Consider the following 23962-nt stretch of genomic DNA (forward strand, 5'->3'; position numbering starts at 1 on the left):
GCGCCTCCCGCCAGGGGCGCCCCTTTCTCTTGCTACAGATCGGGATCTGTCAGTTCGGCGAGCAGTTCGTCCAGGTGCTGGGTGAGCCTGCGGACGTCGGCGGGCGAGATCGTGCTCCACGGAACGCCGCTCGGCGAGGCGCTGCGCGTCTGGAGGTAGCGGCCCGCCGGGGTGTCGAAGAAGCCGATCACCCGGTCAGCGCGGTGCCGCTTGCCGTGTGAATCCCTTGCGGCGACACCGAACTGGCCGCGATCACCGACGTCACCGACCACAGTGGACAGTGCGTTGGCGTCCTCGGCGCGGACCCCGTACTGGCGCAGCGCGGCTTCGAGTGATTCCACGGAGTTGCCCGCTTGGGCGGCCGCCGCGTCCAGGTCGGAACTGGGCAGCGTGATCGACCGCCCGGTCCCGGCGGGCAGCGTTGGCAGCACGGACAACGCCGTGCGGGGGAGCCCGAAGTCCGCGATCTGGCGCAGCCGCAAGTGAGAACCTTCAAGCACCGCAAGCACTCCGTCGCCGTCGCGGGCGGCTGCGAGCACGCGGACGCTGCGCCCGAGCCACACCCGGCCGTCGACCTCGCGGTCGGGCAGCGCCAGCACCTCCAGCATCCGCTCCAGCTCGGCGTCCAACTGGATCGGCCTGCCGAGGCCGCGCGCGCCGATGCCGTCCCACACGGCGTGCTCCAGCTCCGCGCGCTCCTGGTGCGTCTTTCCCGGCGAGGGAACCCTGATCACCAACGGCATCTCCGGCAGGCCCAGGTGGCTCCAGAGGACGTCGAACTCCACCGGGGAGAGCACGACCTCCCTGGAAGGGGCCTCGCCGAAGAGGGTCACGACTCGCCGATCACCGGTGGGGCGACGAGGAAGGAGTCACCGAAGACGTCGTCGGTCTCGACCAGGTAGTCGGCGCGCCGGTGCTCGCGGTCTTCCTCGCGCCGGGCGGAAACACCGGCCAACGCGGTGCCGGACTGCACCTGCTCGACGCCGATCACGCTGAAGGTGCTGGGCGGTGGAGCTTGCGGCGTGGGCAGCGAGACGGCGGAGGTCTGCGTGACCACGCCCAGCGGCGTCGACGGCGCGGCGGGGGACGGAGACGGGACGGAGGGCAGCGCGGCGGCGGGGCGCACGGCTGGCGGCGGGCTGGCGTGCGTGGCGGTCGGCGCCACCACGCGCGGGCCGGGCGTGATCTGCTTCGCGGCCTGTGAGCCGGTGACCGGACGCGTGGGCTGGGCGGTGCCGCCACGGCTGCCCGGAGTGCGCTGGGTGGGCAGCGTGCCGCCCTTCGGCTGCGTGACCGGTCGACCGTGCCCGTGCACGGGAGCGCCCTCGACGCGCGGGTTCATCGGCTCGACGGTCAGCTGCGGCGGCTGGGTGAACTGCCCGAGCGTGCTGACGTTGCTGGTCGTCTTGGTCTGGTAGGCGGACATGACCTCGACGGCCTGGTTGTGCGCGGCCGAGCGCGCGGCCTCCTGGACCTCGTAGTCGGTCTGCCCGCCGAAGAGGTGCACCAGCCCGGTGATGAGCGCGCCGGGCTCCTCGGCGCTGACCTTGACCGGCTGCGGCATGTCGGCGCGCGCCTTGCCGATGTGCTCGGCCTGCCGCTCGGCGGACAGGCGCATGACCTCGGCGCCCGCCTTGGCATCGCGCGCCCACTGCACGAGCGGGTTGAGCCTGCCCTGCGCGGCGTCGGCGGCCTTGCCCTCCCAGGACGAGCCGCCCCTGGCGAGCGCGGTCTTGATGTCGGAATCGATGTCGTCGAGCGCCTTCGACATCTCCGACCAGCGCCGGATCGAGGTCGCCGACGCGGCGGGGCCCGGCCCGCTGTGCAGCTGCGAGTACAGCTCCTCGTGCGAGTAGCCCAGCCAGCGGTGGTCGGCGTTCATCTCTTCGCCTCCTGCGAGCGCGGAAGTCGGGGTCAGCAGCCGGACTGCTTGCCGTCCATCAGGTCCCGGTTGCCGCTCTCCATGCGCCGGTAGCCGCGTTCGATCTGCTCCAGCGCGCTGACGGCGTTGTTCAGCTGCTGCTGGTAGCCCTCCAGCGCGCCCAGCGCGGCCTCACCGCTGTCCACTGAGCGGTCGTTGAACCGCTCGGCGGCCTCGGCGCTGACGGGGTCACCGGCCCACGGGCGGATGCGCAGGTCGGAGCGGGCCTGGCCGACCTCGGGGGTGAGCCGGTCCAGCGCGCGCTGGAACGCCTTGCGCATGGTCGGGATGGCGGACTTCTCGACCTTCATCCGCTGCCCGGCGGAGCCACCGGAGATCGCCTCGGAGTCGGCCAGCTGGCGCGACAGGTCGCCCTTCGGGGCGTTGGAGAACGGCACGGTGCACTCCCGATCCCTAGCGCGCGCGGACGTCTTGCCGGGGTCACTGTAGCGACTGTCCGTGATCACGTGGAACGGTTCCTGTGACGACCGCCGGACCGGGCTAGTCGCTCACCGCACCGTGTCACTCACTTTGCGCTGATCAGGGTGCGCATGGCGGCTTGGGCAACCTCCTGAGCGCGGGAGCACATTTGCTCCAGCGACGGTGGGTGAGCGCTGCCCGCGTTGCCGAACTGGACGTCCAGGAACTGCCCGGCGGCGACGTCCACGTCGACGTTGCAGAAGCCGGTCTGCGCGGCGGTGCGCACCACGACCGCGGGGAACTCGCCGATCTGGGTCTGGGTCACGTCGGCCTGCGCGGTCTCGTCCAGCCACACCTCGACGCCCTGAATGACCACGAGACCGATGCGCACGGAGAGCGCGCGGGTGCTGTCGCGGAAGTCGCAGACCTTGGCATCGCCCATGTTCGGGTTCGTGCCCGACTGGGGCGGGCGGTCCATGCCGAGGTCCTTGCGCTGCGCGGCGGTCAGCAGCTTGCACGGGTCGGCGCGGTCGAGCTTGACCTCGCGCGGACGCGGCGGCAGCGAGATCGGCGCCGTCGTCGGCAGCGGCTCGTCCACCCGGGTCCGCTTCGGCTTCGCGCCCTCGCCGGGAGCCGCCGAGCACCCCGCGACGAGCAGGACCGCGATGAGAACTCCGAGCGCGCGCATGCGGCGTACGGTAGCGACGCCCTACAGGCGCAGTCGCCAGACCACCAGCGGCGCGGGCTGGCCGTCGACCTCGGTCTGCCCGGGGAGCTGGCCGAGCAGGGTGAAGCCGCACTTGTGCGCGACCCGGGCGGAGGCCGTGTTGCCCTCGGCGTGGGCGTAGCGGATCTCCTTGAGCTCCAGCGCCCCGAAGCCGAAGCGCGTCGCGGCGCCAATCGCCTCGGTCATGATGCCCCGGCCCCTGACCCGCGGGTGCGTCCAGCACGCCACCTCGGCGGTGCCCGCGTCCAGGTCGAGGTTCTTCAGCCCGACCTCGCCGAGCAGTTCGCCCGTCGTCGGTTCCGCGACCGCCCACGAGCAGCGCTCGTCATCGGCCCACTCCCTGGTGCGCAGCGCGACGTAGCGCCCGGCGGCTTCGAGGTCGGGCACGCTGTAGTGGTAGATCCAGCGGCGCATCGCCTCGTCGGCGAACGCGCTCACCAGCGCGGGCCGGTCGTCCAGCCGGTCATCGGCGCGCAGCGCCCGCAGGTAGTGGTTGCCCGCGTTGATCTCGATCGGCTCCACGGGCTCAGTCCTCGTCGTCGGAGCGTCGCAGCTCGCGCCGTCGTTCTCTGTGCAGATCGCGCACTTCGCGGTGGTGCTCGTGGACCTCACGCCGCATCTCGTCGTGCATCTCTCGGTGCTTGAGCTGCCGCTTGAGGTGCTTGCGCCGCTGCTTCGCGCGCTCCTCCGGGTTGTTCCAGTGCGGCCCCCACACCGCGCCGAGGAACAGCGACAGCGCGAGCGGAGCCAGGAAGACCATCCACGTACCGAGCAGGAAGAACAGCGGGACGACCGCGACCCAGGACACCGCCATGACGCCCGCGGTGATCCGCTGCGCCTTCGACTGGTCCGGCACGTCCAGCTCGTCACCGGCGTCCTCGACAACGGCGGGCGCGGTGGCGGAGCGGGGGACGAGCCCGCTGAGATCGGGGTGCGGCTCCGGCAGGTCGGCGAAGACGGCCAGCAGCTCGCCCTGGGTGCGTGCGGTGGTGACCTTCGCCGTGCGCTCGCCGTACTCGTCGACGTCCAGCCGCCCGGCGGTGAAGTGCTTGCCGAGGGCCTGGACGGCGGCTTCCCGTTCCGTGTCACCGACGCGGAGCAGGGAGGGATCGGGTTCGCTCACAAGAATGAATGGTAGGCGCGCTCGCGGGCCGCCGGTCAGCCTCCGCCGAACAACAGCATCAGCACGACGCCGACCACGAGCAGGCCGATCAGGAACGAGCTCGACCCGAACGTCCCGAGGATGGTGACCACGACGCCGAGCACGATGATCGGCACGGTGACCGCCGCGATCATCCACGTGCTGGGGCCGCGCTTGGCGGGCAGCGGGTGCTCGATCCTCGGCGCGTAGGACGCCGGCGGGGGCGGCGGGGTGTGCACGTCCACCGCCCTCGGCACGCCGAACGCGGGGTGCGGAGCCGGCAGGTCGGTGAAGAGCCGGATCAGGTCCCCCTGGGTGCGGGCGCCCGCGGCCTGGGTGGCGCGGTCCCCGTATTCCTCCGGGGTCAGCCTGCCCGCGGTCAGGTGCTCGTTGAGCAGCCGTTGCGCGTCCGCGCGCTCGACGTCGCCGATCCGGATGTCCGGGGAGGAAGAGTCACCCACCCTGCTGATCGTAGGGGCGGGAGGGACCCGGCCGCAGCATGCGCACCAGGCCGAGCGCGACGAAGAGCATCGTGGACAGCACTCCGGCGACCGCGACGAGCTGGAACAGCCCGCGCGAGGACAGCCCGGAGATCACCGTCAGCCCGAACGCGCCGACACAGCCGACCATGAACACGACCGCGGAGATCATCAGCGCCTGGATCGGCGGGCTGAGCTGAGCGCTCGCCATCCGCTGCGGCTGCTGCTGCGGCGGGATGAAGGAGATCGGGGCCGGGCTGCGGTGGTGACCGGGGAGGTCGGCGAACAGCGGCAGCAGGTCGGCGGCGAACCTCGCGGTCCCGGCGAGCGCGGCGCGCTCCCCGTACTCCTCCGAGCTCAGGCGGCCGGCCTCCAGGTGTTCGCCGAGCATCCGTTGCGCTTCCGCCCGCTCGGTGTCACCGATGCGGGTCTGCGGGTCCAGCGGCTGCGTCATGCGCACGACGCTAGCCAGCACCGGACCCGCCGCCCCTCGGCCGATCGGCCAGTGCCCCTCGTCCGGGTGGTCAGCCCGCGTCGGTGACGAAGCCGTCGCGGAGGTCGGCCAGGTCCTCCAGTGCGTCCTTCGAGCAGACCGCGGGCAGGCCCTCCGGGGTGGTCTCGACCAGGACGACCCAGTCCGCGTCCTCGGCGTCGTCCTCGCCCGCCAGCAGCTGCTTGTGCACCGTGCACGGCGCCCAGCCCTCGCGCAGCAGCTGGTCGGCGACGTCCTCCGCCTCGTCCTTCTCGTGCAGCACCACCAGCAACGGAGACTCTTCGTCCACTGTGGACTCCCCTTCGTGTGATCCGGTGTCGAGCAGGTCGCGGGAGCTGAGCGCTTCCCGCAGCGCGGCGGTCGTCGGCACGTGCGCGGCGTCGATGCCGAGCGCGGCGGCCGCCTCGACGTTCTCCGCCGTGTCGTCGCAGAACAGCGTGGCCGACGGCGAGTGCTGGAGCACGCGCAGCGCCCGGCGGAACGCCTCGGGGTCCGGCTTGGCCCTGCCGATGCGCGCCGACGAGACCACCGCGTCCACCTCGCGGTCCAGGCCGAGCAGCCGGAGATCGGCATCGAGGCGGCTCGTCGCGTTGGTCAGCAGCGCCACCCGGCAGCCGCCCGCGCGGACCCGGCGGACCAGCTCCAGCGCCTCGGGAACGACCTCGCCGGGCCGCATGAACGCGCGCATCGCGGCACCGGCCCGCTCACTGTCCACAGTGGAGTGATCAGCGACGAGCCGGTCGCGTGCGGCCGCCCACCACCGCTCGGCGTCGATCCGGCCCTCGATCGCGGGGCCCAGCACGTCGGCCGCGAAGGCCGCGGCGGCCAGGCTGTCCCTCGGCAGGTCGTGGTCGTCCTCGACGGACGCCGCAGGACCGAAGTCCCGCAGCACCCCGTCCAGGTCGAGCAGCAGCAGGCTGGGACGCCCGCTCAGTCCTTCACCTCGCACAGCACGACACCCTGCCCGACGGCGTCGCCGGGGGCGGCGGTGAGTCCCGTGACGGTGCCCGCCTTGTGCGCGGTGACCGGGTTCTCCATCTTCATGGCCTCCAGCACCACGAGCAGGTCGCCCGCCTCCACGTGCTGACCGTCCTCGACGGCGACCTTGACGATGGTGCCCTGCATCGGCGCGGCGACCGCGTCACCGGAGGCGGCGGCCGCTGCCTTGCCGCCAGAACGCTTGCGCGGCGCGGCCTTCACCTCGGCACCGCCACCGTTGCCGCCACCGATCGCCAGGTCACCGGGCAGGGTGACCTCCAGGCGACGGCCGCCGACCTCGACCACGACGCTCTGCCGGGGCACGTCGACGTCCTCGGCCGGGGCCGCGCCGCCGAACGGCTCGATCTGGTTGTCGAACTCCGTCTCGATCCACCTGGTGTGCACGGTGAAGTTCTCGGTGAACGCCGCGTCGCGCAGGATCGCGCGGTGGAACGGGAGCACGGTCGCCATGCCCTCGACGACCATCTCCTCCAGCGCGCGGCGGGCCCGCTCGATGGCCTGCTCGCGGGTCTCGCCGGTGACGATCAGCTTGGCCAGCAACGAGTCGAACTGCCCGCCGATCACGCTGCCGGACTCCACGCCCGCGTCGACGCGGACACCGGGGCCGGCGGGTGCGACGAACGTGGTGACCGTGCCGGGCGCGGGCAGGAAGTTGCGGCCCGCGTCCTCGCCGTTGATCCGGAACTCGATGGAGTGCCCGCGCGGCGCCGGGTCCTCGGTGAAGCGCAGCTTCTCCCCGGCGGCGATGCGGAACTGCTCGCGCACGAGGTCGATGCCGGTGGTCTCCTCGCTGACCGGGTGCTCGACCTGGAGCCGCGTGTTGACCTCCAGGAAGGAGATCGTGCCGTCGAGGCCGACGAGGAACTCCACCGTGCCCGCGCCGTGGTAGCCCGCCTCGGCGCAGATCGCGCGGGCGGCCTCGTGGATGCTGCGGTGCTGCTCCTCGCTGAGGAACGGCGCCGGGGCCTCCTCGACCAGCTTCTGGTGCCTGCGCTGCAACGAGCAGTCGCGCGTGCCCACCACGATCACGGTGCCGTGCTGGTCGGCGAGCACCTGGGCCTCGACGTGGCGCGGCTTGTCCAGGTAGCGCTCGACGAAGCACTCGCCCCTGCCGAAAGCGGCGACGGCCTCGCGGACCGCGCTGTCGAACAGCTCCGGGATCTCCTCCATGGTGCGGGCGACCTTGAGGCCGCGACCGCCGCCGCCGAACGCCGCCTTGATCGCGATCGGCAGCCCGTGCTCGGAGGCGAAGGCGGTGATCTCCTCGGGGCCGTTGACCGGCTCCTTGGTGCCGGGGACCAGTGGGGCACCCGCGCGCATCGCGATGTGCCGCGCGGTGACCTTGTCGCCGAGGTCGCGGATCGCCTGCGGGGTCGGCCCGATCCAGGTCAGGCCCGCGTCGATCACGGCCTGGGCGAAGTCGGCGTTCTCCGAGAGGAAGCCGTAGCCCGGGTGCACCGCGTCGGCGCCCGCGCGCTTGGCGACGTCGAGCAGCTTGTCCACGCTGAGGTAGGACTCGGCGGCGGTGCTGCCGCCCAGCGCGAACGCCTCATCGGCGAGCCTGGCGAAGGGAGCGTCGCGGTCGGGGTCGGCGTAGACGGCCACGCTGGCCAGTCCCGCGTCCCGGCAGGCCCTGATCACCCGCACCGCGATCTCGCCGCGGTTGGCTACGAGCACCTTGGTGATGGCCCTGCCCTGCGTGTCGCTGCTCACTGACACCGCACCTCCTCGTGACGACGCGTCGGTCAACAGACTCGCGCGTCGGCGAGTCTAGGGTCCAGGTGAGGGGGGCTACTGGAGAGCAACCTCACGTGTCGCGCAGACGTCGTTGCAGTTGCCGTTCCCGCCCGGTAACCATTCAGACGAAGGGGGTGTGCGAGAGGTGTCGTCCGCGCCGAAGTCGGTCGTCGTGACCATGTGGGCCAGCGCGGTGGTCACTGTCGCCGCCCTCGTCACCGTCGCCTCCCTCCCCAACGCCCTCGACGGTGGCACTCCGTCCGGCGCCCCGCCCACGTCGACCACGGCGCCCGCGCCCCAGGGCCAGCTCTACTGCAACACCGGCCCGTGCAAGGTGCTCGCCACGCAGCGCGTCGAGGGCGACCAGGTGGAGCTGCTGACCGACAAGAACGGCGGCAACGGGCGCATCCGCGTCGGCAGGGACAACACGCACAGCATCTTCGAGGTCACCATCGGCCAGTACGCGGCGCGGTTGACCCCGCAGTCGCTGAGCTGCGTGCTGGGCCGTCTCGCGGTCTGCCTGGTCTCCGGCGAGGCGGGGGACACCGTCACCGGCGAGCTGTTCGTGCGCGGTCCTGAGGCGTGGGAGCGGGCGCAGTCGGCCTACGTGGCCACGGCGGGCCTGATGAACCTGCACGACGTGGACGGCAACGGCGTCGCCGAGCTGGTGACCGCGCAGAGCTCGTGCGGCAGCGGGGCGAGCTACTGCGACTCGTACTTCCTCGAAGTCTGGTCGACCGAGACCGAGCAGATGGGCTGCACGGCGCCGGTCACCAAGATCGACCGGCTGCCCGGTTACCCCTCAGCGCTCGCGCCCGCGAAGTCCGCGCTGCGCAAGTGCTGAGGGGAACGACCGGTCAGGCGGGGATGAGCGCCTTGTCGGAGCGCTTGGCGTTGTAGACCTCGTCGTCCAACGTGCCCTCGCTGCGCGCCACCAGGACCGGGACGACCATCTGGCCCGCCACGTTCGTCGCGGTGCGCATCATGTCCAGGATCGGGTCGATCGCGAGCAGCAGGCCGACACCGGCCAGCGGCAGACCCACGGTGGACAGGGTCAGCGTGAGCATCACCGTCGCGCCGGTGAGCCCCGCGGTCGCGGCCGAGCCGACCACGGACACGAACGCGATCAGCACGTAGTCCCACAGCGACAGCGGAACGCCGAACACCTGCGAGACGAAGATCGCCGCGATGGCCGGGTAGACCGCCGCGCAGCCGTCCATCTTCGTGCTCGCGCCGAAGGGCACCGCGAAGCTCGCGTACTCCTTGGGCACGCCGAGGTTGTCGATCGTGGTGCGCTGCGTCAGCGGGAGCGTGCCGATCGAGGAGCGCGACACGAACGCCAGCTGGATCGCGGGCCAGGCGTTGGCGAAGAACTTCGCCGGGCTGACCTTGCCGACCGTGCGCAGCAGCACCGGGTAGACCACGAAGAGCACCACGGCGCACGCGACGTAGACGGCGATGGTGAACGTGGCGAGCGGGCGGAGCACGTCGAAGCCGTACTGCGACGCGGCCTTGCCGATCAGGCCGAGCGTGCCGATCGGGGCGAGCCGGATGACCCACCACAGCGCCTTCTGCACGACCTCCAGCAGCGAGCGGTTGAACGCCACGAACGGCTCGGCCTTCTCGCCGACCTTGTACGCGGCGATGCCGATCACCACGGCCAGGAAGACGATCTGCAGGACCTTGCCGTTGGAGGTGAACGCGTCCACCGGGTTGCTGGGGATGATCCCCTTGAGGAAGTCCAGCCAGCTGCCCTGCGACTTCGGCTTGTAGCTGGGGTCCGGGGTCAGGCCGACGCCCTGGCCGGGGTTGGTGATCAGCCCGGTCGCGATGCCGACGAGCACCGCGATCAGCGAGGTGATGCCGAACCACAGCAGGGTCTTGCCGGTGAGCCTGGCGACCGTGCCCGGACCGCCGCTGATGGAGCGGAGGTTGGCGATGCTCACCACGATCGCGGTGAACACCAGCGGCACCACGGCGAGCATGAGCAGCTGCACGAAGGTGCCGCCGATCGTGCTCAGCGCGGTGCCGAGCCAGGGCAGCTCACCGACCCTGGCGAGCACGCCCAGCGCGATGCCGAGCACGAGCCCGGCGACGATCTGGACCCAGAAGGGGATTTTCTTGAGCACGGCGGGGTTCCTCGGCTTCTCAAGGGGAGTGGGTTCGGGTGTCGGGGCGGGTCAGCCCGGACAGAGCGAACTCGCCTGCCGTCGCAGATCGACGTGCAGGCGCCTGGTGAGGAGAAGCCGAGGAATCTTCATCGCGCCCTCAACCAACCATCAGTGACGCCCGGCGCTTCCTAGTCCCGCCAAAGTGTGACCACACCCACTCCGACCTGCGCAAGGAGCTTCCGGGTGAGGGGAAGGCTGATGCCGATGACGCTGGACGGGTCGCCGTCCACGCCCTCCACGAACCAGCCGCCGAGCCCGTCCAGGGTGAAGCCGCCCGCGACCGCCAGCGGCTCCTGCGTGGCCAGGTAGGCCTCCAGCTCGTCGTCGGTGATGTCGGCGAAGCGGACCGTCGTGGACGCCGAGCCCTTGGCGCGCGCCACCAGCTCGCCGTCGCGGAACAGCGCGACCGCGTGCCCGGTCAGCAGGTCGCCGGAGCCGCCCGCCATGTGCTTCCAGCGCTCGCGCGCCACCTCGACGGAGCCCGGCTTGCCGACCACCTTCGGGCCGTCGCCGAAGTCCATCAGCAGCATCGAGTCGCAGGCGACGACCACGCTGTCCGGGAACTCCGCCGCGACGGCGCCGAGGACGGCGTCCGCCTTGGCTTCGGCGAGCGCCACCACCAGGTCGGTCGGGGTGGCGTCGCCGAGTGCCGCGGTGACGGCGTCCTCGTCCACTCCGGAGACGCGGACGATCGGGTCGATCCCGGCGGCGCCGAGAACGGCACGGCGGGCGGGAGAGGCTGAGGCAAGCACGAATCGCACGACCCGCGAGCGTAGTCGCCCCGTCCGCACACCCCGCCTCGCTCCGCCGTGCCGTGCCCCGCTCCAGCGGTCTTCAACCGCTACGAACCTGCTCAGCGCTCCCCGTTGGGCAGCGCGGTCGGGGCGGGCAGGCCGGATCGGGCTTCGAGCTTCGCGCTCTCGTTCGCCGAGGGCAGTCCGCCGACGAGCGGGAGGTTGAAGGCGGTCCGGCTGAGGTCGACGGTGATCTTGGGCAATTGCGCCGGAGCCGTGATGTAGGAGCTGTCGGTGCCGCCGATGATCACCGCGAGCTGGTGGCCCGCCGGGATCACGTGGTCCAGCGCGGAGAGCCGGAACGTCATCGTGTAGCGCTTCCCCGGCTGCAACGGCGCACTGCTGCTGAGCGAGGAGTGGTTGCTGAGGTCGGCCCAGCCCCGCGCGAGGACCTCGTGGTCGACCTGCTTCGTCGCGGTCTCGGTGTCCTTGTAGCAAGCGTTGTCGCCGTCGCGGTTCTCGCCCCAGCACGACTCGGTGCTGAGCGTCCTGATGCCCTCTTCGGTGCCCCGGTAGTCGCGGATCGTGTTGGGGCCGTAGTGGACCAGCGCTGCGGTCAGGTGCGCGGTCGGCGTCGAAGAGCTGGCCGTGACGGTGATCGAGCCGGTGCCGGAGAGCCGCACTTCCTTGCTCAGCGCGCCGGTGGTGAACAGCACGCGCGAAGGCGAGGAAGCGTTGGGCTGCAAAGCCCACGAGTACTCGTCGGTCCGGCCGTTGTCGGTCAGCTGCTCGGTTTTCCCTTCAGCGGCAGGGGTTGTGGCCAGCTTGCCGAGCCCCGCCGTGGTTCCGGACTGCGGCCGAACCGCGGTGAGCTTGCTCGTGGGCGGCCAGACCTTGTCGGTGCTCCAGGTGTCCGGTGCGCGCTCGACATCGGCCATCGGCTCGGTGTCGATCCCGTTGGCAGCGCCCAGGAGCGTGTGGTCGAACCAGCGGTGCAGCGTGCGCACCCACTCCGCCCTGCGGAAGTCGAAGGGGTCGACGTGCCCGGTCTGGCTGAGCCAGATCTTGCGCTTCACCCCGGCCTTCGCCAGCGCGTCCCACCACTGTCCGAAGTGGAGGGTCATGACGTTCATGTCGCCGAGTCCGTGCACGACGAAGACGCTCGCCCTCACCTTGCTCGCGTCCTTGACGTGGTCGCGCTCGGCCCACATCGGGGTGTAGTCGCCGTTGGCCTTGGTGCCCTGGTCCAGCGCGGTCTTCGCGTGCCCGCAGTCGGGGCGCCCACCGCTCTCCACGGTGCGCGCGAGCCCGGAGGGGCCGCCGCGCCGCAGAGGCACGCCGTCGCCGCGGTAGTAGTCGTACCAGGAGCTGATCGCACCGATCGGCACGATGGTCCGCAGACCGTCGACGCCCGTGGCCGCGACGCCGTTGGCGATCGTGCCGTCGTAGGACTTGCCGATCATGCCGACCGCGCCCGTCGACCACGTCGCTGAGACGGCCTTGCCACCGGTTTTGCTGTCGTAGCCCGTTCCTCGGCCGTTGAGCCAGTCAACGACCGCCTTGGCCGACGTGACGTCCGACTTGCCGCCGACGTCGACGCAGCCCTCGGACCTGTTGGTACCGGCGACGTCAACGAGCACGACCGAGTACCCGCGCGGCACGAAGTAGTTGTCGTAGAACAGCGGGAAGCCGACGGGGCGGCCGCTGGGGTCGTAGGTCTTGAGCTCGGACTCGTTGCCGCGCCCGCAACAGGAGTAGTACGGGCTCGCGTCCATGATCACCGGGACCTTGGTCGCGGTCTGCGGGCGCACGATGTCCGCGGCGACGCGGTCGCGTACGCCGTCCCGATCCCCGTCCAGGCCGATGTCCACCCACACCGTCTCGCGCACCGCGTCCGCGAGTGCGTGCAAGGGTTGGCTGAGCGCCGCGTCGCCGACGACGGGGCGCGCCGTCGCAGGCGACGCCAATGTCGAGGCTATGACGGCGAGCAGTCCGACCACTACGCCGATCCGGTTGAGCACAGGCACCTCCGCATGATGAACGGGCACAACGCTATTCATGCGTAGTGTGACGCGGCAGGGGCCGATCGTCGTCAGCTATTCACAGCTCGCTGACGGCTCAAAAACGGTGCCCTGAAGCCCGCCACGCGCCGGGGCCGGGGTGGTGCGGGCGCCGCAGCACCGACCCCCGTTCCGCCCACAACGAGCGCGGTTTCGGCGCGGTTTCGGGCGCGGACTGGCTCGCCACCGCGGTGATGACCGCCGCGAGGGCGGCCAGCTCCTCGTCAGTCGGCTCGCCCCGGACCACGCGCAGCAGCGGTTCTCCGGCGGTCACAGCGGGATGTTCCCGTGCTTCTTGGGCGGAAGCGTTTCGCGCTTCTCCTTCAACAGGTTCAGCGCGCGAGCGACGTATCCGCGCGTGTAGGACGGCGGGATCACCGAGTCCACGTACCCGCGCTCAGCGGCCACGTACGGGTTGCACAGGGTGTCCTCGTACTCCTGCTGGAGCTTGGCGCGCAAGGCGTCCACGTCCTCGCCGCGCTCCGCCGCATGCGCGAGCGTCTTGCGGTGCACGATGTTCGCCGCACCAGAAGCGCCCATCACCGCGATCTGCGCCGTCGGCCACGCGAGGTTCACGTCCGCGCCGAGGTGCTTGGAGCCCATCACGTCGTAGGCGCCGCCGTAGGCCTTGCGGGTGATCACCGTGACCAGCGGGACCGTGGCCTCGGCGTAGGCGTAGATCAGCTTCGCGCCGCGCCGGATGATGCCGTTCCACTCCTGGTCGGTGCCGGGGAGGAAGCCCGGCACGTCCACGAAGGTCAGCACCGGGATGTTGAAGGCGTCGCAAGTGCGCACGAAGCGCGCGGCCTTCTCGCTGGCGTCGATGTCCAGACAGCCCGCGAACTGGGTCGGCTGGTTGGCCACGACACCGACGCTCTGCCCGTCCACGCGGCCGAAGCCGATCAGGATGTTCGGCGCGAACAACGGCTGCACCTCGAGGAACTCGCCGTCGTCGAGCACGCGGGTGATGACCTCGTGCATGTCGTAGGGCTGGTTCGCCGAGTCCGGGATGAGCGTGTCCAGCTCCCGGTCGTCGTCGGTCAGCGCCTCCGCGATCGAGGTCTCCGTCAGGCCGGGCACGTCGTAGACCGGCGGCTCGGCGAGGTTGTTCGACGGCAGGTAGCTCAGCAGCGCCTTGACGTAGCCGATCGCGTCGTCCTCGTCGGCGCCCATGTAGTGCGCGTTGCCGGACTTGGTGTTGTGCGTCCGCGCGCCGCCCAGGTCCTCGAAGCCGACGTCCTCACCGGTGACGGTCTTGATCACGTCGGGGCCGGTGATGAACATGTGCGAGGTCTTGTCGACCATCACGGTGAAGTCGGTCAGCGCGGGGGAGTACACGTGCCCGCCCGCGCACGGCCCCATGATCAGCGAGATCTGCGGGATCACGCCGGAGGCCTGGGTGTTGCGGCGGAAGATCTCGCCGTAGAGGCCGAGGGAGACCACGCCCTCCTGGATGCGCGCGCCACCGCCTTCGTTGATGCCCACGATCGGCCTGCCGGTCTTGAGCGCCAGGTCCATCACCTTGACGATCTTCTCGCCGTACACCTCGCCGAGCGAGCCGCCGAAGATCGTCACGTCCTGGCTGAACACGCACACCGGGCGCCCGTCCACCGTGCCGTAGCCGGTGACGACGCCGTCGCCGTAGGGCCGGTTGCGCTCCTGGCCGAAGTTGATCGAGCGGTGCCGCGCCAGCTCGTCCAGCTCGACGAAGGACCCGGGGTCGAGAAGCTTCTCGATCCGCTCGCGGGCCGTCATCTTGCCCTTGGCGTGCTGCTTCTCCACCGCGCGGGCGGACCCGGCGTGCACGGCCTCGTCGTTGCGGCGGTACAGATCGGCGAGCTTGCCGGCGGTGGTGTGCGTGTCCGGCTCCGCGCTCGGTGCCACGCCGATCGGTTCGGTGGCGCTGCTCATGACCGGTGAGCGTATCCACCGATGCCAGAGGTGGTTACCGATGCGTATCCCACGTCACTCCATCAGCTTTCGATCACCGCGATCTGGAGCGATTCAGTGCTGAGGCCGCTCGCGCAGGATCGCCTCGATCTGCGTCCGCACGCGCGGAAGTTCCTCGCTGGCGACCTTCCACAGGACGTCAAGATCAACCTCGAAGTAGGCGTGCACCGTCCGGTTTCGCATGCCGACGATGCTTCGCCACGGCACAGCCGGATAGGCGGCATGAACATCCGTCGACACGTGATTCGCGGCTTCGCCGATGACACCGATCCACCTGAGCAGCGCGGCCTGTCGAACCTCGTCGCGCTCCAAGGCCGCGTGTGAGCCCGGGAGGTTGCGCGCGATCGCGTCGGCTGCGTCCAGGATGTCCCGCAGGCGTTCGTCGGAGTCGCGCTTCACACCGCCACCGCCTCATTGAGGATGCGCTCGCGCATGCGCTCCTTGATCCCGTTCGGAGTGGCGACCTGGGTGAACACGCCGAGCAGTTCTTCAACTCCCAGGGCAAAGCCGGTGAGTGCGAAGTAGCCGCCGTCGATTTCCACGAGCAGGTCCAAGTCGCTGTCGTCATCGGCCTCGCCCCTGGCGACCGAGCCGAAGACGCGGATGTTGCTGACGCCGAACTGAGCGGCGATCTCGTAGATCTCGTCGCGGTGGGCGCGGACCTCTTCGAGGGTGACGCGGCGGTGCGGGGCATCGGTGACGTCGACATCGGGGTCCATGGCTCCTCCTTCCCGCCGTGCACCGCCCATCATCCCAGAAGCTCGCTCAGGCGGGCACGGCTCGAAGCACGCTCATCGAGATGGGGAAGGCGCAGCGGGCGACCGAGGAGATGCGCAGCCCGGCACCGGCGAGCAGCGCGGCGAACTCCTCGCGGGTGCGCTCCTTGCCGGTGGTGCACACCATCATGTTGAGGTCGCTCATCACCACGAACGGCTCGTCGGCGAAGTCGGTGGTGCCGGAGGGCATGACCTGCTCGATGATCAACAGCTCGCTGTCGGGGCGCATGGCCCTGGCGCAGCTGCGCAGGATGCGCGCGGCGTTGGCGTCGTCCCAGTCGTGCAGGACGCTCTTGAGCACGTAGGTGTCGTGGCCAGCCGGAACGGACTCGAAGAAGTCGCCGGGCAGTGCGCGGCAGCGGTCGGCGACGGGGGCGAGCACGGGCGCGGCCTCCGCCAAGCCCATGGGCAGGTCGTAGAGGGTGCCGCTGACGTGCGGGTTCGCGGCGAGCAGGCTCGCGATGAGGGTGCCGTTGCCGCCGCCGACGTCGACGAGCGTGCGCGTGCCGCTGAGGTCGCACTCGGCGACGATCGCGGGGTTCTGCGTCGAGGTGGTCTCGGCCATGGCGCCGTTGAAGTGGGCCTCAGCCTCGGGGTTCTCGGCCAGCCACTCGAAGGCGGTGCGGCCGTGCTCCAGCTCGATGCCGGAGCGCCCGGTCCGCACGCTGTCGGCCATGCGGCCCCACGACTTCCAGGTCGGCTCCCCGCCGAAGGTGAGCGCGAGGTTGCGCACGGAGCCGGTCACGCCCTCGCGCAGCACCTCCCCGGCGCCGGTCAGCGTGTAGACGTCCGGCTCGGTCTCCTTGACGAGCCCGACCTGGGTGGCGCCGCGCAGCAGCCGCTTCAGCGATGGTTCGTGCAGGTCGAGTTCGGTGGCGAGCTGCGAGGTGGTGCGAGCGCCGTCAGCGAGCGCGTCGGCGACGCCGAGCCTGGCGACGGTGTGCACGACCTGGGCCGGGCAGAAGGCGAACAGCATGCCCACGACGTACGCGCGGTCGGCGTCCACGCCCAAGCCCGCGATCTGGTCGACGCTCATCGGGATTCCTCTCCTCAGCGAGGGCCTCGCCGGAGAATGTCTCCCACGGCGGTTAAACCCGCTCGCCGAAGGTTGACCCGAACGGGTGTCCACAGTGGACCGATCGGCCCCGGCGCGGGCGCTCTACCACGGCGACTACCGTGACCAGGTGTGATAGCCGATCTCGCTGCCCTTCCCTCGGACGCGTTGCGCGCCGAGCTGCTGGCGCCGAACGGTCCGTACACCTCGCTGGAGGTGCTGGAGCGGACCGGATCGACCAACACCGACCTCGCCGCGGCGGCGCGGGAGGGCGCGCCGGACCGCACCGTGCTCATCGCCGAGGAGCAGACGGCGGGACGCGGCCGCAACACCCGGTCATGGCTCTCACCGGCGCGCGCGGGCATCCACGTGTCCGTGCTGCTGCGCCCGGCCGAGGTGCCGGTGGCCCGGTTCGGCTGGTTGATGGTGCTCGGCGGAGTCGTGGTCCAGCGCGTGGTCAGCGGCCTCTGCGGGGTCGACGCGGTGCTGAAGTGGCCCAACGACCTCCTGGTCGGCCCCGATCGGGCGAAGTGCTGCGGCGTGCTGGCGGAGGCGGTCACCGGGGCAAGCGGACCGGCGGTGGTGCTCGGCATCGGGGTGAACGTCCACCAACGCGCGGATGAACTTCCGGTCGGCCCCGGCGGGCTCCCGCCGACCTCGCTGGCCCTGCAGGGCGCGGAGTGCCTGGAACGCGATCGCATCCTCGTGGAGTTGTTGCGGGAGCTGGACATCGCGGAGCGGCGCTGGCGCGAGCACGGCGGTGACCCGGTGCGCAGCGGGCTGGTCGAGGAGTACCGGCAGGTCTGCGGCACGCTGGGCCAGCGCGTTCGCGTCGAGCTGCCGGGCAGCGGTGGCGGCACCCGCTTCCTGCACGGCGTCGCCGAGGACGTCGACGACGACGGCAGGCTGGTCGTGCGCGCGGCCGACGGCTCGACGCAACCGATCTCCGCCGGTGACGTCATCCATTTGCGCCCGGGCACCCATCCCGAGTGAGCCACCCGGGCCGGTACCGTGTGGCCGTCGCACACCCCAGGAGGAGCCCGTGGCCTACCCGGACGATCTGCTTTCCGATGACGAGCAGGTCGTGGTGCACAAGCACCCGCACTGGAAGATGCTGATCTTCCCGGTGTTCGTCCTGCTCGTCGTCGTCGGCGGGGGCATCTACCTCGCCACGCTCGTGCAGCAGACGGAGTGGGCGATGATCGGCCAGATCGCGATCGCGGTCGTCGGCGGCATCCTGCTCATCTGGCTGGTGCTCGCCCCGTTCGTGCGCTGGCGCACCACGCACTTCGTCGTGACCACGCACCGGCTGATGGTCCAGGAGGGCGTCCTGAAGCGGACCGGGATCGACATCCCGATGTCGCGCATCAACAGCGTGCGCTCGGTGCGCGGGCTGACCGACCGGCTGCTGGGCTGCGGCACCCTGATCGTCGAGTCCGCATCCGACGAGCCGCTGGAGTTCGACGACATCCCCAGGGTCGAGTACGTCCGCACGATGCTCTACCGCGAGACCAACGACGATCCGAACGACGACTACGTGCGCAAGCAGGGCCGCTGAGTGGGCGCGCGTGAGGTCGGCCTGCCGACCAGGTCCGTTCCGCTGGAGTCCTACTACCCGCAGCGCGTGACGATCTGGGAGGTCGGCGCGCGAGACGGGCTGCAGAACGAGAAGTCGATCGTCCCGGTCGCGACCAAGCTGGAGTTCCTGGGGCGCCTGGCCGACGCCGGGCTGACCACCTTGGAGGCGACCAGTTTCGTGCACCCCAAGTGGGTGCCGCAGCTGGCCGACGCCGAGGAGCTGCTCGCGGGCCTCGACCGCCGCCCCGGCGTCGACTATCCGGTGCTGGTGCCCAACGAGCGCGGTCTTGAGCGCGCGCTCGACTCGGGTGTCGGGCACATCGCGATCTTCGCCAGCGCCACCGAGAGCTTCGCCAAGCGCAATCTCAACCGCACCCTCGACGAGCAGTTCGAGATGTTCGAGCCGGTCGTCACCAGGGCGCTGGCCGAGGGACTGCGCGTGCGCGGCTACATCTCGATGTGCTTCGGCGACCAGTGGGAGGGCGACGTCGAGCCGGAGCAGGTGCACCGGGTCGGCGAGCGGCTGCTGAACATGGGCTGCTGGCAGATCTCCCTCGGCGACACCATCGGCGTCGCGACGCCCGGGCTGGTCGAGGACGTGATCGCGGGCTTCGACGAGATCGACCGGCTCGCCGTGCACTTCCACGACACCTACGGCCAGGCGCTGGCCAACACGCTGACCGCGCTGCGCTGCGGAGTGTCCACAGTGGACTCCTCGGCCGGCGGGCTCGGCGGCTGCCCCTACGCGGAGTCGGCGACCGGCAACCTCGCCACCGAGGACCTGGTGTGGGCGCTGGACGGCATGGGCGTGGAGCACGGCGTCGACCTCGACGCGCTCGCCAGGACCAGCGCGTGGATGGCGCAGCAGCTCGGCCGCCCGAGCCCGTCGCGGGTGGTCCAGGCGCTCACGGGATGAACCCGTGGGTCGCGCCGCTCCCGGTGCTGCACTGGGTGGAGTCCTACCCGGTGCTGACGTGGCAGGGCGATCGTCCGTGGTTGGCGATCTCCTCCGGCGTGCACGGCGGAGGTGTCGGTGAGCGTTCCTGGGTCGTCAACGCGACCGTCGGAACGAACTACGACCGCCCCGACCCGGGCGCGCACGTCGCCGAACTCGCTGCGGCGTCAGGACTTTCCGGCGCTGGCACGGGTTTGCTGACCGCCGTCGACGTCCGCCTCGCCGTCACGAACTCCGACAGCGGCGTCGTCGCTTCCGTGACCACCGGCATCGGCCTGCACCCCACGTGGGCCGCTGCGAAATCCTCCGCTGGGTCAATGCTCGACCCCGCGAGCGGGTCTTCGGTGGACGTTTCGCCGGGGACCATCAACGTCGTGTGCTGGCTTCCCGCCCGGATGTCCGAGGCGGCGTTGGTGAACGCCGTCGCCACAGTCGCGGAGGCCAAAGCCCAAGCGCTGCGCGAAGCCGATGTTCCCGGCACCGGAACCGTCACCGACGCGGTCGTGCTGCTGTGCCCCACCGACGGCGTCGCGGAGCAGTACGGCGGCCCGCGCTCGCGGATCGGCTCCGCGATGGCGCGCGCCGTCCACGCGTCGATCGCGGAGGGCCTGCGCGTGAAGTTCCCGCGCTACGAGCCCTGGACCGGCCCCTGAACCAGCTCGGGGAAGTCCTCGGGCGCGGTGAACCACGCGATCTCACCGATGTTGAGCCGATGGTTTCGCGCGGCCATGTCAGCGGCTTCGGCCTCGATCCGCGCGGCCGACTCCTCCGGCGTGCTGGTCCACGGCTGGAATCCGTCCCGCATGCCGCCGGGGATCATCGCGCCGTCGCGGACCAACTGCGCGGCAGCGGCGGCGGCCCGCACGAGCAGATCGTTGATGTCGATGCCGTCCTCGGCGTTCTCCCGGAAGTACCCGACGATGTCGAGCAGAGTCATCCAGTCGTACTCGAACGACGCGGCGACGTACTCCTTGAGGTCGTCGTAGTTCACGATCGGCCGTCCTGTCCCTCGTGGTCCAGATGGATCTTGAGCAATGTCTTCCTGGCCTTGTACGTCGTGGTCTGCTCGCCCGGGACCGCGAGGTCCATCGTCGGGTCATTCTCCCCGCCACTGCGGCTGTGCGTGCGGAACGCGATCGTGGTCCCGTCCGGGAACTCGTAGAAGTCGCCGCCGTACTGAGTGGCGGACCGCGACACAGCTCCCACCTTGAGCGCGGCGAACCCGGCGTACAGCTCCTCCACCGAGTCCACGAGCCGGATCGGCATCCGCTTTCTCCCCTTCGGCGCACGGCCGATGTCCTCGCCGCCGTTGAGCACGTGTTCCTTCGCGGTCTTGCCCTTCCAGCGACCCGGCGGCACGGCCGTCGTCGTGACCGCGGGCATGACCGTGGGTGTGGGCGCCGCGCTCCCCATCCGGTCGGCGAAGTCGTGCAGCGCCGCGCTGAGCGTCCCGGCGAACTCAGCGGCAGCGCCGATCGCGGTCGTGATGCCGGACAGCTCGCCGACCACCTCCGCGTGGTTGCTGCCGCCCATCGCGACCGCCAAGCCGTCGCGCGCGTCAGCGGCGTGCTCGCACGCGTCGAGCACGCGTCAGCGAGCTGCCTGGACGACAGCGGCCGCTGCTCGGACGCGGTCGCCGATCTCCCCCTGAGACGCGGTCAGCCTCCCGGAGAACGTGCGTCTCCGGTGTTCATCGGCAGGCAGCGAGCGTCGGTTGCCCGCGCGTACGGCGCACCGTGCAGGCAAACGCACGTGGTGTTACACCTTCTCGCGCTGGATGGTGAGGGGCGTCATACGCCGTGGTCTGAGCGAGGCCGTTAATCTGCGGGATGTGAGCCAGACCATCAATGACGCTGGGGCCGATCTTCCCGTCGACCACCTCGCCGAGGTGCACGACCGCGTTGCCGCGGGTGGGGCGGAGAAGTACCACAAGGCCAACGCCGCCAAGGGCAAGCTCTTCGCGCGCGAGCGGGTCGAGCGCCTGGTCGACAAGGGCAGCTTCGTCGAGGACGGGCTGTACGCGAACGCGCTGGCCGACGGGCTCCCGGCGGACGGCGTGATCACCGGGACGGCGACCATCGACGGGCGGCCGGTCTGCCTGATGGCCAACGACTCCACGGTCAAGGCGGGGTCGTGGGGCGCGCGCACCGTCGAGAAGATCATCCGGATCATCGAGGTCGCGTACTCCACCAGCGTGCCCATGGTCTACCTGGTGGACTCGGCCGGAGCGCGGATCACCGACCAGGTGGACCTGTTCCCGGGCCGCCGCGGCGCCGGCAAGATCTTCCACAACCAGGTCCGCGCATCGGGCTCGATCCCGCAGGTCTGCGCGCTGTTCGGGCCGAGCGCGGCGGGCGGCGCCTACATCCCCGCGTTCTGCGACGTGGTGATCATGGTCGAGGGCAACGCCTCGATGTACCTGGGCTCGGACCGGATGGTCGAGATGGTCACCGGTGAGAAGACCACCCTGGAGGAGATGGGCGGCGCCGCCGTGCACTGCACCACCTCGGGCGTCGGGCACTTCCTGGCCAAGACCGAGGACGAGGCGCTGGGGACGGTGCGCTCCTACCTGTCCTACCTGCCGTCGAACTGGCAGGGCGAGCCGCCGGTGGCCGAGCCCGAGGGACCGGGCAAGGGCGACCTGCGCAAGCTCGTCCCGGAGAGCGAGCGGCAGGCATTCGACATGCGCCGCTACGTCAAGGCGCTGCTGGACGACGGTTCGTTCTTCGAGATCCACGCGCTGTGGGCGAAGGAGCTGACGGTCGGCTTCGGCAGGCTCGACGGCCGCGTCGTCGGGATCGTCGCGAACAACTCGATGTTCAAGGGCGGCGTGCTCTTCGTCGACTCCGCGGACAAGGCCAGCCGGTTCATCCAGCTCTGCGACGCCTTCAACGTGCCGCTGCTGTTCCTCTCCGACGTGCCGGGCTTCATGGTCGGCACCGCCGTGGAGAAGCAGGGCATCATCCGGCACGGCGCGAAGATGATCACTGCCGTCTCCGAGGCCACCGTGCCGAAGATGTGCGTGGTGGTGCGCAAGGCCTACGGCGCCGGTCTGTACGCGATGGCCGGGCCGGGCTTCGAGCCGGACGCCACGATCGCGCTGCCCACCGCCAAGATCGCGGTGATGGGCGCGGAGGCCGCGGTGAACGCGGTCTACGCCAACAAGATCGCGGCCATCGAGGACGAGGCGGAGCGCGCGGCCTTCGTCCAGGCCAAGCGCGCCGAGTACGAGCAGGACATCGACATCCTGCGGCTGGCGAGCGAGCTGGTGATCGACACCATCACCCAGCCCGAGGACCTGCGCGCGGAGCTGATCCGGCGTTACCGGGCCGCGGCCAGCAAGGACCGCCACTTCTCCCGTCGCCGCCACGGGGTCACCCCCGTCTGAGCCGTGTCACCGCCCGCCGCCACCGGAGTGGCGGCGGGCGCCGCGACCGCTCGCATCGGACTCAGGACCCGGGCTTCTTGCAGCTCTTCCCGAGGTACACGGCGTACCGCGTCTGCGGGACGTATCCGATTCTTGTGGTGCCAGGGCCGACGCAATGAACCTCGTTCGGCAGGATCAGTTTCTCGACCCTGATTTGGACCCATCCAGAACCGCAGTGCCCGTAGAAGGCGAAACCTGCCCAGTCGGAGTAGTAGCCACAGGGGAAATCTCCGCGCTGCGTCTCGTTCGCACTGGCTGAAGCCGTGTTGGCCGTGCCGAGCGTTGCAAGGGTTGCAACGGCGGCCAACGCCGCCGAAATACGCTTCTTCATGTTCGCCCCTCATGTCCCGGTGATTCGTGGCGTGGCGGGAAATGTAGGAGTGACGAAGTGGGGCGGCAAGACTTTGTCTTTTCTTGAGGTCTGCCGGAAAGTCGATGCTTCGCCTGGATGCGCACGTGTTGAGATGTTGTGACGCGGTTCACGTGTCGCTGCAAAAAGTGACACGAGTGAGTTTTAGTCGAATTCTTTTCACTCCGCCCGGGACAGCAGCTCCAGTGCGCGGTCGTGCAGGCGCGCGTTCGAGGTCAGCACGCTCCCCGCGGTGTAGTCGGCGGAGCCGTCCAGCGCGCTGAACCGCCCGCCGGCCTCCTCGACCAGGACCTGGACCGAGGCGACGTCCCACGGGTTCACGATCGCTTCGGCGGCCAGGTCGAGCGCGCCCTCCGCGACCAGGCAGTGCTGCCAGAAGTCGCCGAACGCGCGGGTCTCCCAGCACGCGTCGGCCAGACGCAGGTAGGCCTCGCGCGAGTGGAACTCCACCCAGGAGCCGAGGTGCGTGGTCGACAGGTAGGCGTCGGCCATATCGTCGACCCCGGACACCGAGATCCGGCGTTCGGACCCGTCGGGATCGGTCGTCCACGCGCCCGTGCCCCGCGCCGCCCACCACCGGCGGCCGAGAGCAGGGGCGCTCACCACGCCCAGCTCCGGGGTGCCGTCGACGACCAGGGCGATCAGCGTCGCCCAAGCGGGTACTCCGCGCAGGAAGTTCTTCGTGCCGTCGATGGGGTCGAGCACCCACGCGCGGCCCGCCCCCGCCGTGCCGCCGCGCTCCTCGCCCGCGACCGCGTCCCCGGGCCGGGCGTCGGCGAGCAGTTCGCGGACGGCGTCCTCGACGGCCAGGTCGGCGTCGGTGACGGGGGTGCGGTCGGGTTTGCGGTCGACCTTGAGGTCCCTGGCGAGGAAGCGCCGCGAGGTGATGGCGTCGGCGGCGTCGGCGAGGCGGAGCGCAAGATCGAGATCAGCCGTGAGGTCCACGCGGATGAGCCTAGGTGTTCTGTCT

29 protein-coding genes are annotated in these 23962 nt (G+C 70.6%); 6 read left to right on the forward strand and 23 right to left on the reverse strand.

The genetic code is table 11. From position 1 onward, the window contains the following. Positions 1–32: 32 nt before the first annotated feature. The 10 genes from CCN37_RS13760 to CCN37_RS13805 all read right to left on the reverse strand — a co-directional run bounded on the left by CCN37_RS13760 (position 33) and on the right by CCN37_RS13805 (position 7899). Positions 33–833, reverse strand: coding sequence for an ESX secretion-associated protein EspG (locus tag CCN37_RS13760; protein ID WP_086821145.1), 801 nt, complete (start codon positions 831–833; stop codon positions 33–35). Continuing rightward, on the reverse strand, positions 830–1882 hold the full coding sequence (locus CCN37_RS13765) for a PPE domain-containing protein (RefSeq protein ID WP_086821146.1): 1053 nt from the start codon (positions 1880–1882) through the stop codon (positions 830–832). Before CCN37_RS13765 ends, CCN37_RS13760 begins: the two co-directional genes overlap by 4 nt. Positions 1883–1914: 32 nt before the next feature. After that, a complete protein-coding gene (locus tag CCN37_RS13770) occupies positions 1915–2319 on the reverse strand; it encodes a transcriptional regulator (RefSeq protein ID WP_246843026.1) in 405 nt (134 codons plus the stop codon). Between the two features lie 128 nt (positions 2320–2447). After that, positions 2448–3029, reverse strand: a complete 582-nt coding sequence (locus CCN37_RS13775) for a DUF3558 domain-containing protein (RefSeq protein ID WP_086821147.1) — start codon at positions 3027–3029, stop codon at positions 2448–2450. A gap of 21 nt (positions 3030–3050) precedes the next feature. After that, positions 3051–3590 carry a GNAT family N-acetyltransferase gene (locus CCN37_RS13780; RefSeq protein WP_086821148.1) on the reverse strand — a complete coding sequence of 180 codons (540 nt, stop codon included), beginning with the start codon at positions 3588–3590 and terminating at the stop codon, positions 3051–3053. 4 nt (positions 3591–3594) lie between these two features. Further along, a complete protein-coding gene (locus tag CCN37_RS13785) occupies positions 3595–4191 on the reverse strand; it encodes a DUF1707 domain-containing protein (RefSeq protein ID WP_086821149.1) in 597 nt (198 codons plus the stop codon). A gap of 35 nt (positions 4192–4226) precedes the next feature. After that, positions 4227–4670 carry a DUF1707 domain-containing protein gene (locus CCN37_RS13790; RefSeq protein ID WP_086821150.1) on the reverse strand — a complete coding sequence of 148 codons (444 nt, stop codon included), beginning with the start codon at positions 4668–4670 and terminating at the stop codon, positions 4227–4229. Further along, entirely contained in the window at positions 4663–5142 is a 480-nt protein-coding gene (locus CCN37_RS13795; protein WP_086821151.1) for a DUF1707 domain-containing protein, read from the reverse strand. Before CCN37_RS13795 ends, CCN37_RS13790 begins: the two co-directional genes overlap by 8 nt. Positions 5143–5212: 70 nt before the next feature. Continuing rightward, positions 5213–6130 (reverse strand): HAD family hydrolase, encoded by a 918-nt coding sequence (locus CCN37_RS41500; RefSeq protein WP_086821152.1) that lies wholly within the window; start codon positions 6128–6130, stop codon positions 5213–5215. Continuing rightward, complete coding sequence (locus CCN37_RS13805) at positions 6112–7899, reverse strand: acetyl/propionyl/methylcrotonyl-CoA carboxylase subunit alpha (protein ID WP_086821153.1); 1788 nt, start codon at positions 7897–7899, stop codon at positions 6112–6114. Before CCN37_RS13805 ends, CCN37_RS41500 begins: the two co-directional genes overlap by 19 nt. A 154-nt stretch (positions 7900–8053) precedes the next feature. Here CCN37_RS13805 and CCN37_RS13810 point away from each other — a divergent pair, with 154 nt between their 5' ends. Then, positions 8054–8761 carry a hypothetical protein gene (locus tag CCN37_RS13810; RefSeq protein WP_086821154.1) on the forward strand — a complete coding sequence of 236 codons (708 nt, stop codon included), beginning with the start codon at positions 8054–8056 and terminating at the stop codon, positions 8759–8761. Positions 8762–8774: 13 nt separating this feature from the next. On the opposite strand, the gene CCN37_RS13815 is transcribed toward CCN37_RS13810, so the two are convergent. From CCN37_RS13815 to CCN37_RS13850, 9 genes are all read right to left on the reverse strand, one after another. Beyond that, on the reverse strand, positions 8775–10046 hold the full coding sequence (locus tag CCN37_RS13815; RefSeq protein ID WP_210408009.1) for a dicarboxylate/amino acid:cation symporter: 1272 nt from the start codon (positions 10044–10046) through the stop codon (positions 8775–8777). A 51-nt stretch (positions 10047–10097) separates the two neighbouring features. Further along, a complete protein-coding gene (locus tag CCN37_RS42340) occupies positions 10098–10178 on the reverse strand; it encodes a putative leader peptide (protein WP_371504170.1) in 81 nt (26 codons plus the stop codon). 38 nt (positions 10179–10216) lie between these two features. Then, entirely contained in the window at positions 10217–10849 is a 633-nt protein-coding gene (locus tag CCN37_RS13820) for a nucleoside triphosphate pyrophosphatase (RefSeq protein WP_086821155.1), read from the reverse strand. A gap of 92 nt (positions 10850–10941) precedes the next feature. After that, the gene (locus CCN37_RS13825) at positions 10942–12849 is read right to left on the reverse strand and encodes a Xaa-Pro dipeptidyl-peptidase (protein ID WP_371504142.1); all 1908 of its coding nucleotides are present in this window, start codon (positions 12847–12849) and stop codon (positions 10942–10944) included. Between the two features lie 91 nt (positions 12850–12940). Then, positions 12941–13156 carry an acyl-CoA carboxylase subunit epsilon gene (locus tag CCN37_RS13830; protein WP_086821157.1) on the reverse strand — a complete coding sequence of 72 codons (216 nt, stop codon included), beginning with the start codon at positions 13154–13156 and terminating at the stop codon, positions 12941–12943. Then, complete coding sequence (locus CCN37_RS13835) at positions 13153–14793, reverse strand: acyl-CoA carboxylase subunit beta (RefSeq protein WP_086821158.1); 1641 nt, start codon at positions 14791–14793, stop codon at positions 13153–13155. The genes CCN37_RS13830 and CCN37_RS13835 overlap by 4 nt, the downstream gene beginning before the upstream one ends. Before the next feature lie 93 nt (positions 14794–14886). After that, a complete protein-coding gene (locus tag CCN37_RS13840) occupies positions 14887–15231 on the reverse strand; it encodes a DUF86 domain-containing protein (RefSeq protein ID WP_086821159.1) in 345 nt (114 codons plus the stop codon). Then, positions 15228–15551 (reverse strand): nucleotidyltransferase family protein, encoded by a 324-nt coding sequence (locus CCN37_RS13845; protein ID WP_168200659.1) that lies wholly within the window; start codon positions 15549–15551, stop codon positions 15228–15230. Before CCN37_RS13845 ends, CCN37_RS13840 begins: the two co-directional genes overlap by 4 nt. Before the next feature lie 46 nt (positions 15552–15597). After that, positions 15598–16644 carry a methyltransferase gene (locus tag CCN37_RS13850; protein WP_086821161.1) on the reverse strand — a complete coding sequence of 349 codons (1047 nt, stop codon included), beginning with the start codon at positions 16642–16644 and terminating at the stop codon, positions 15598–15600. Between the two features lie 150 nt (positions 16645–16794). Here CCN37_RS13850 and CCN37_RS13855 point away from each other — a divergent pair, with 150 nt between their 5' ends. The 4 genes from CCN37_RS13855 to CCN37_RS13870 are packed head-to-tail and all read left to right on the forward strand — an operon-like array spanning position 16795 to position 19848. Further along, positions 16795–17655, forward strand: a complete 861-nt coding sequence (locus CCN37_RS13855) for a biotin--[acetyl-CoA-carboxylase] ligase (protein ID WP_371504146.1) — start codon at positions 16795–16797, stop codon at positions 17653–17655. A 49-nt stretch (positions 17656–17704) separates the two neighbouring features. Beyond that, complete coding sequence (locus tag CCN37_RS13860; RefSeq protein ID WP_210408010.1) at positions 17705–18220, forward strand: PH domain-containing protein; 516 nt, start codon at positions 17705–17707, stop codon at positions 18218–18220. Continuing rightward, positions 18221–19156 carry a hydroxymethylglutaryl-CoA lyase gene (locus tag CCN37_RS13865; protein WP_086821162.1) on the forward strand — a complete coding sequence of 312 codons (936 nt, stop codon included), beginning with the start codon at positions 18221–18223 and terminating at the stop codon, positions 19154–19156. Continuing rightward, positions 19153–19848, forward strand: a complete 696-nt coding sequence (locus tag CCN37_RS13870; protein WP_086821163.1) for an adenosylcobinamide amidohydrolase — start codon at positions 19153–19155, stop codon at positions 19846–19848. Before CCN37_RS13865 ends, CCN37_RS13870 begins: the two co-directional genes overlap by 4 nt. Here CCN37_RS13870 and CCN37_RS13875 read toward each other — a convergent pair. Together CCN37_RS13875 and CCN37_RS13880 are read right to left on the reverse strand one after the other, a co-directional pair. Then, a complete protein-coding gene (locus tag CCN37_RS13875) occupies positions 19824–20186 on the reverse strand; it encodes a hypothetical protein (RefSeq protein WP_086821164.1) in 363 nt (120 codons plus the stop codon). The two genes, CCN37_RS13870 and CCN37_RS13875, sit on opposite strands and share 25 nt — an antisense overlap. Then, positions 20183–20782, reverse strand: coding sequence for a hypothetical protein (locus tag CCN37_RS13880; protein WP_086821165.1), 600 nt, complete (start codon positions 20780–20782; stop codon positions 20183–20185). Before CCN37_RS13880 ends, CCN37_RS13875 begins: the two co-directional genes overlap by 4 nt. A gap of 244 nt (positions 20783–21026) precedes the next feature. Between CCN37_RS13880 and CCN37_RS13885 the strand changes: the two genes are divergently transcribed. Beyond that, positions 21027–22583: an acyl-CoA carboxylase subunit beta gene (locus tag CCN37_RS13885; RefSeq protein WP_246843027.1), complete on the forward strand. Its 1557-nt coding sequence runs from the start codon at positions 21027–21029 to the stop codon at positions 22581–22583. A gap of 61 nt (positions 22584–22644) precedes the next feature. Here the strand turns inward: CCN37_RS13885 and CCN37_RS38985 are convergent, their stop codons facing one another. Then, positions 22645–22953 carry a DUF6355 family natural product biosynthesis protein gene (locus tag CCN37_RS38985; RefSeq protein WP_143261597.1) on the reverse strand — a complete coding sequence of 103 codons (309 nt, stop codon included), beginning with the start codon at positions 22951–22953 and terminating at the stop codon, positions 22645–22647. Positions 22954–23151: 198 nt separating this feature from the next. Continuing rightward, complete coding sequence (gene hisN, locus CCN37_RS13890; RefSeq protein WP_086821167.1) at positions 23152–23937, reverse strand: histidinol-phosphatase; 786 nt, start codon at positions 23935–23937, stop codon at positions 23152–23154. Positions 23938–23962 lie beyond the last annotated feature (25 nt).

Source organism: Allokutzneria sp. NRRL B-24872 (assembly GCF_002155965.1).
Taxonomy (GTDB): domain Bacteria; phylum Actinomycetota; class Actinomycetes; order Mycobacteriales; family Pseudonocardiaceae; genus Allokutzneria.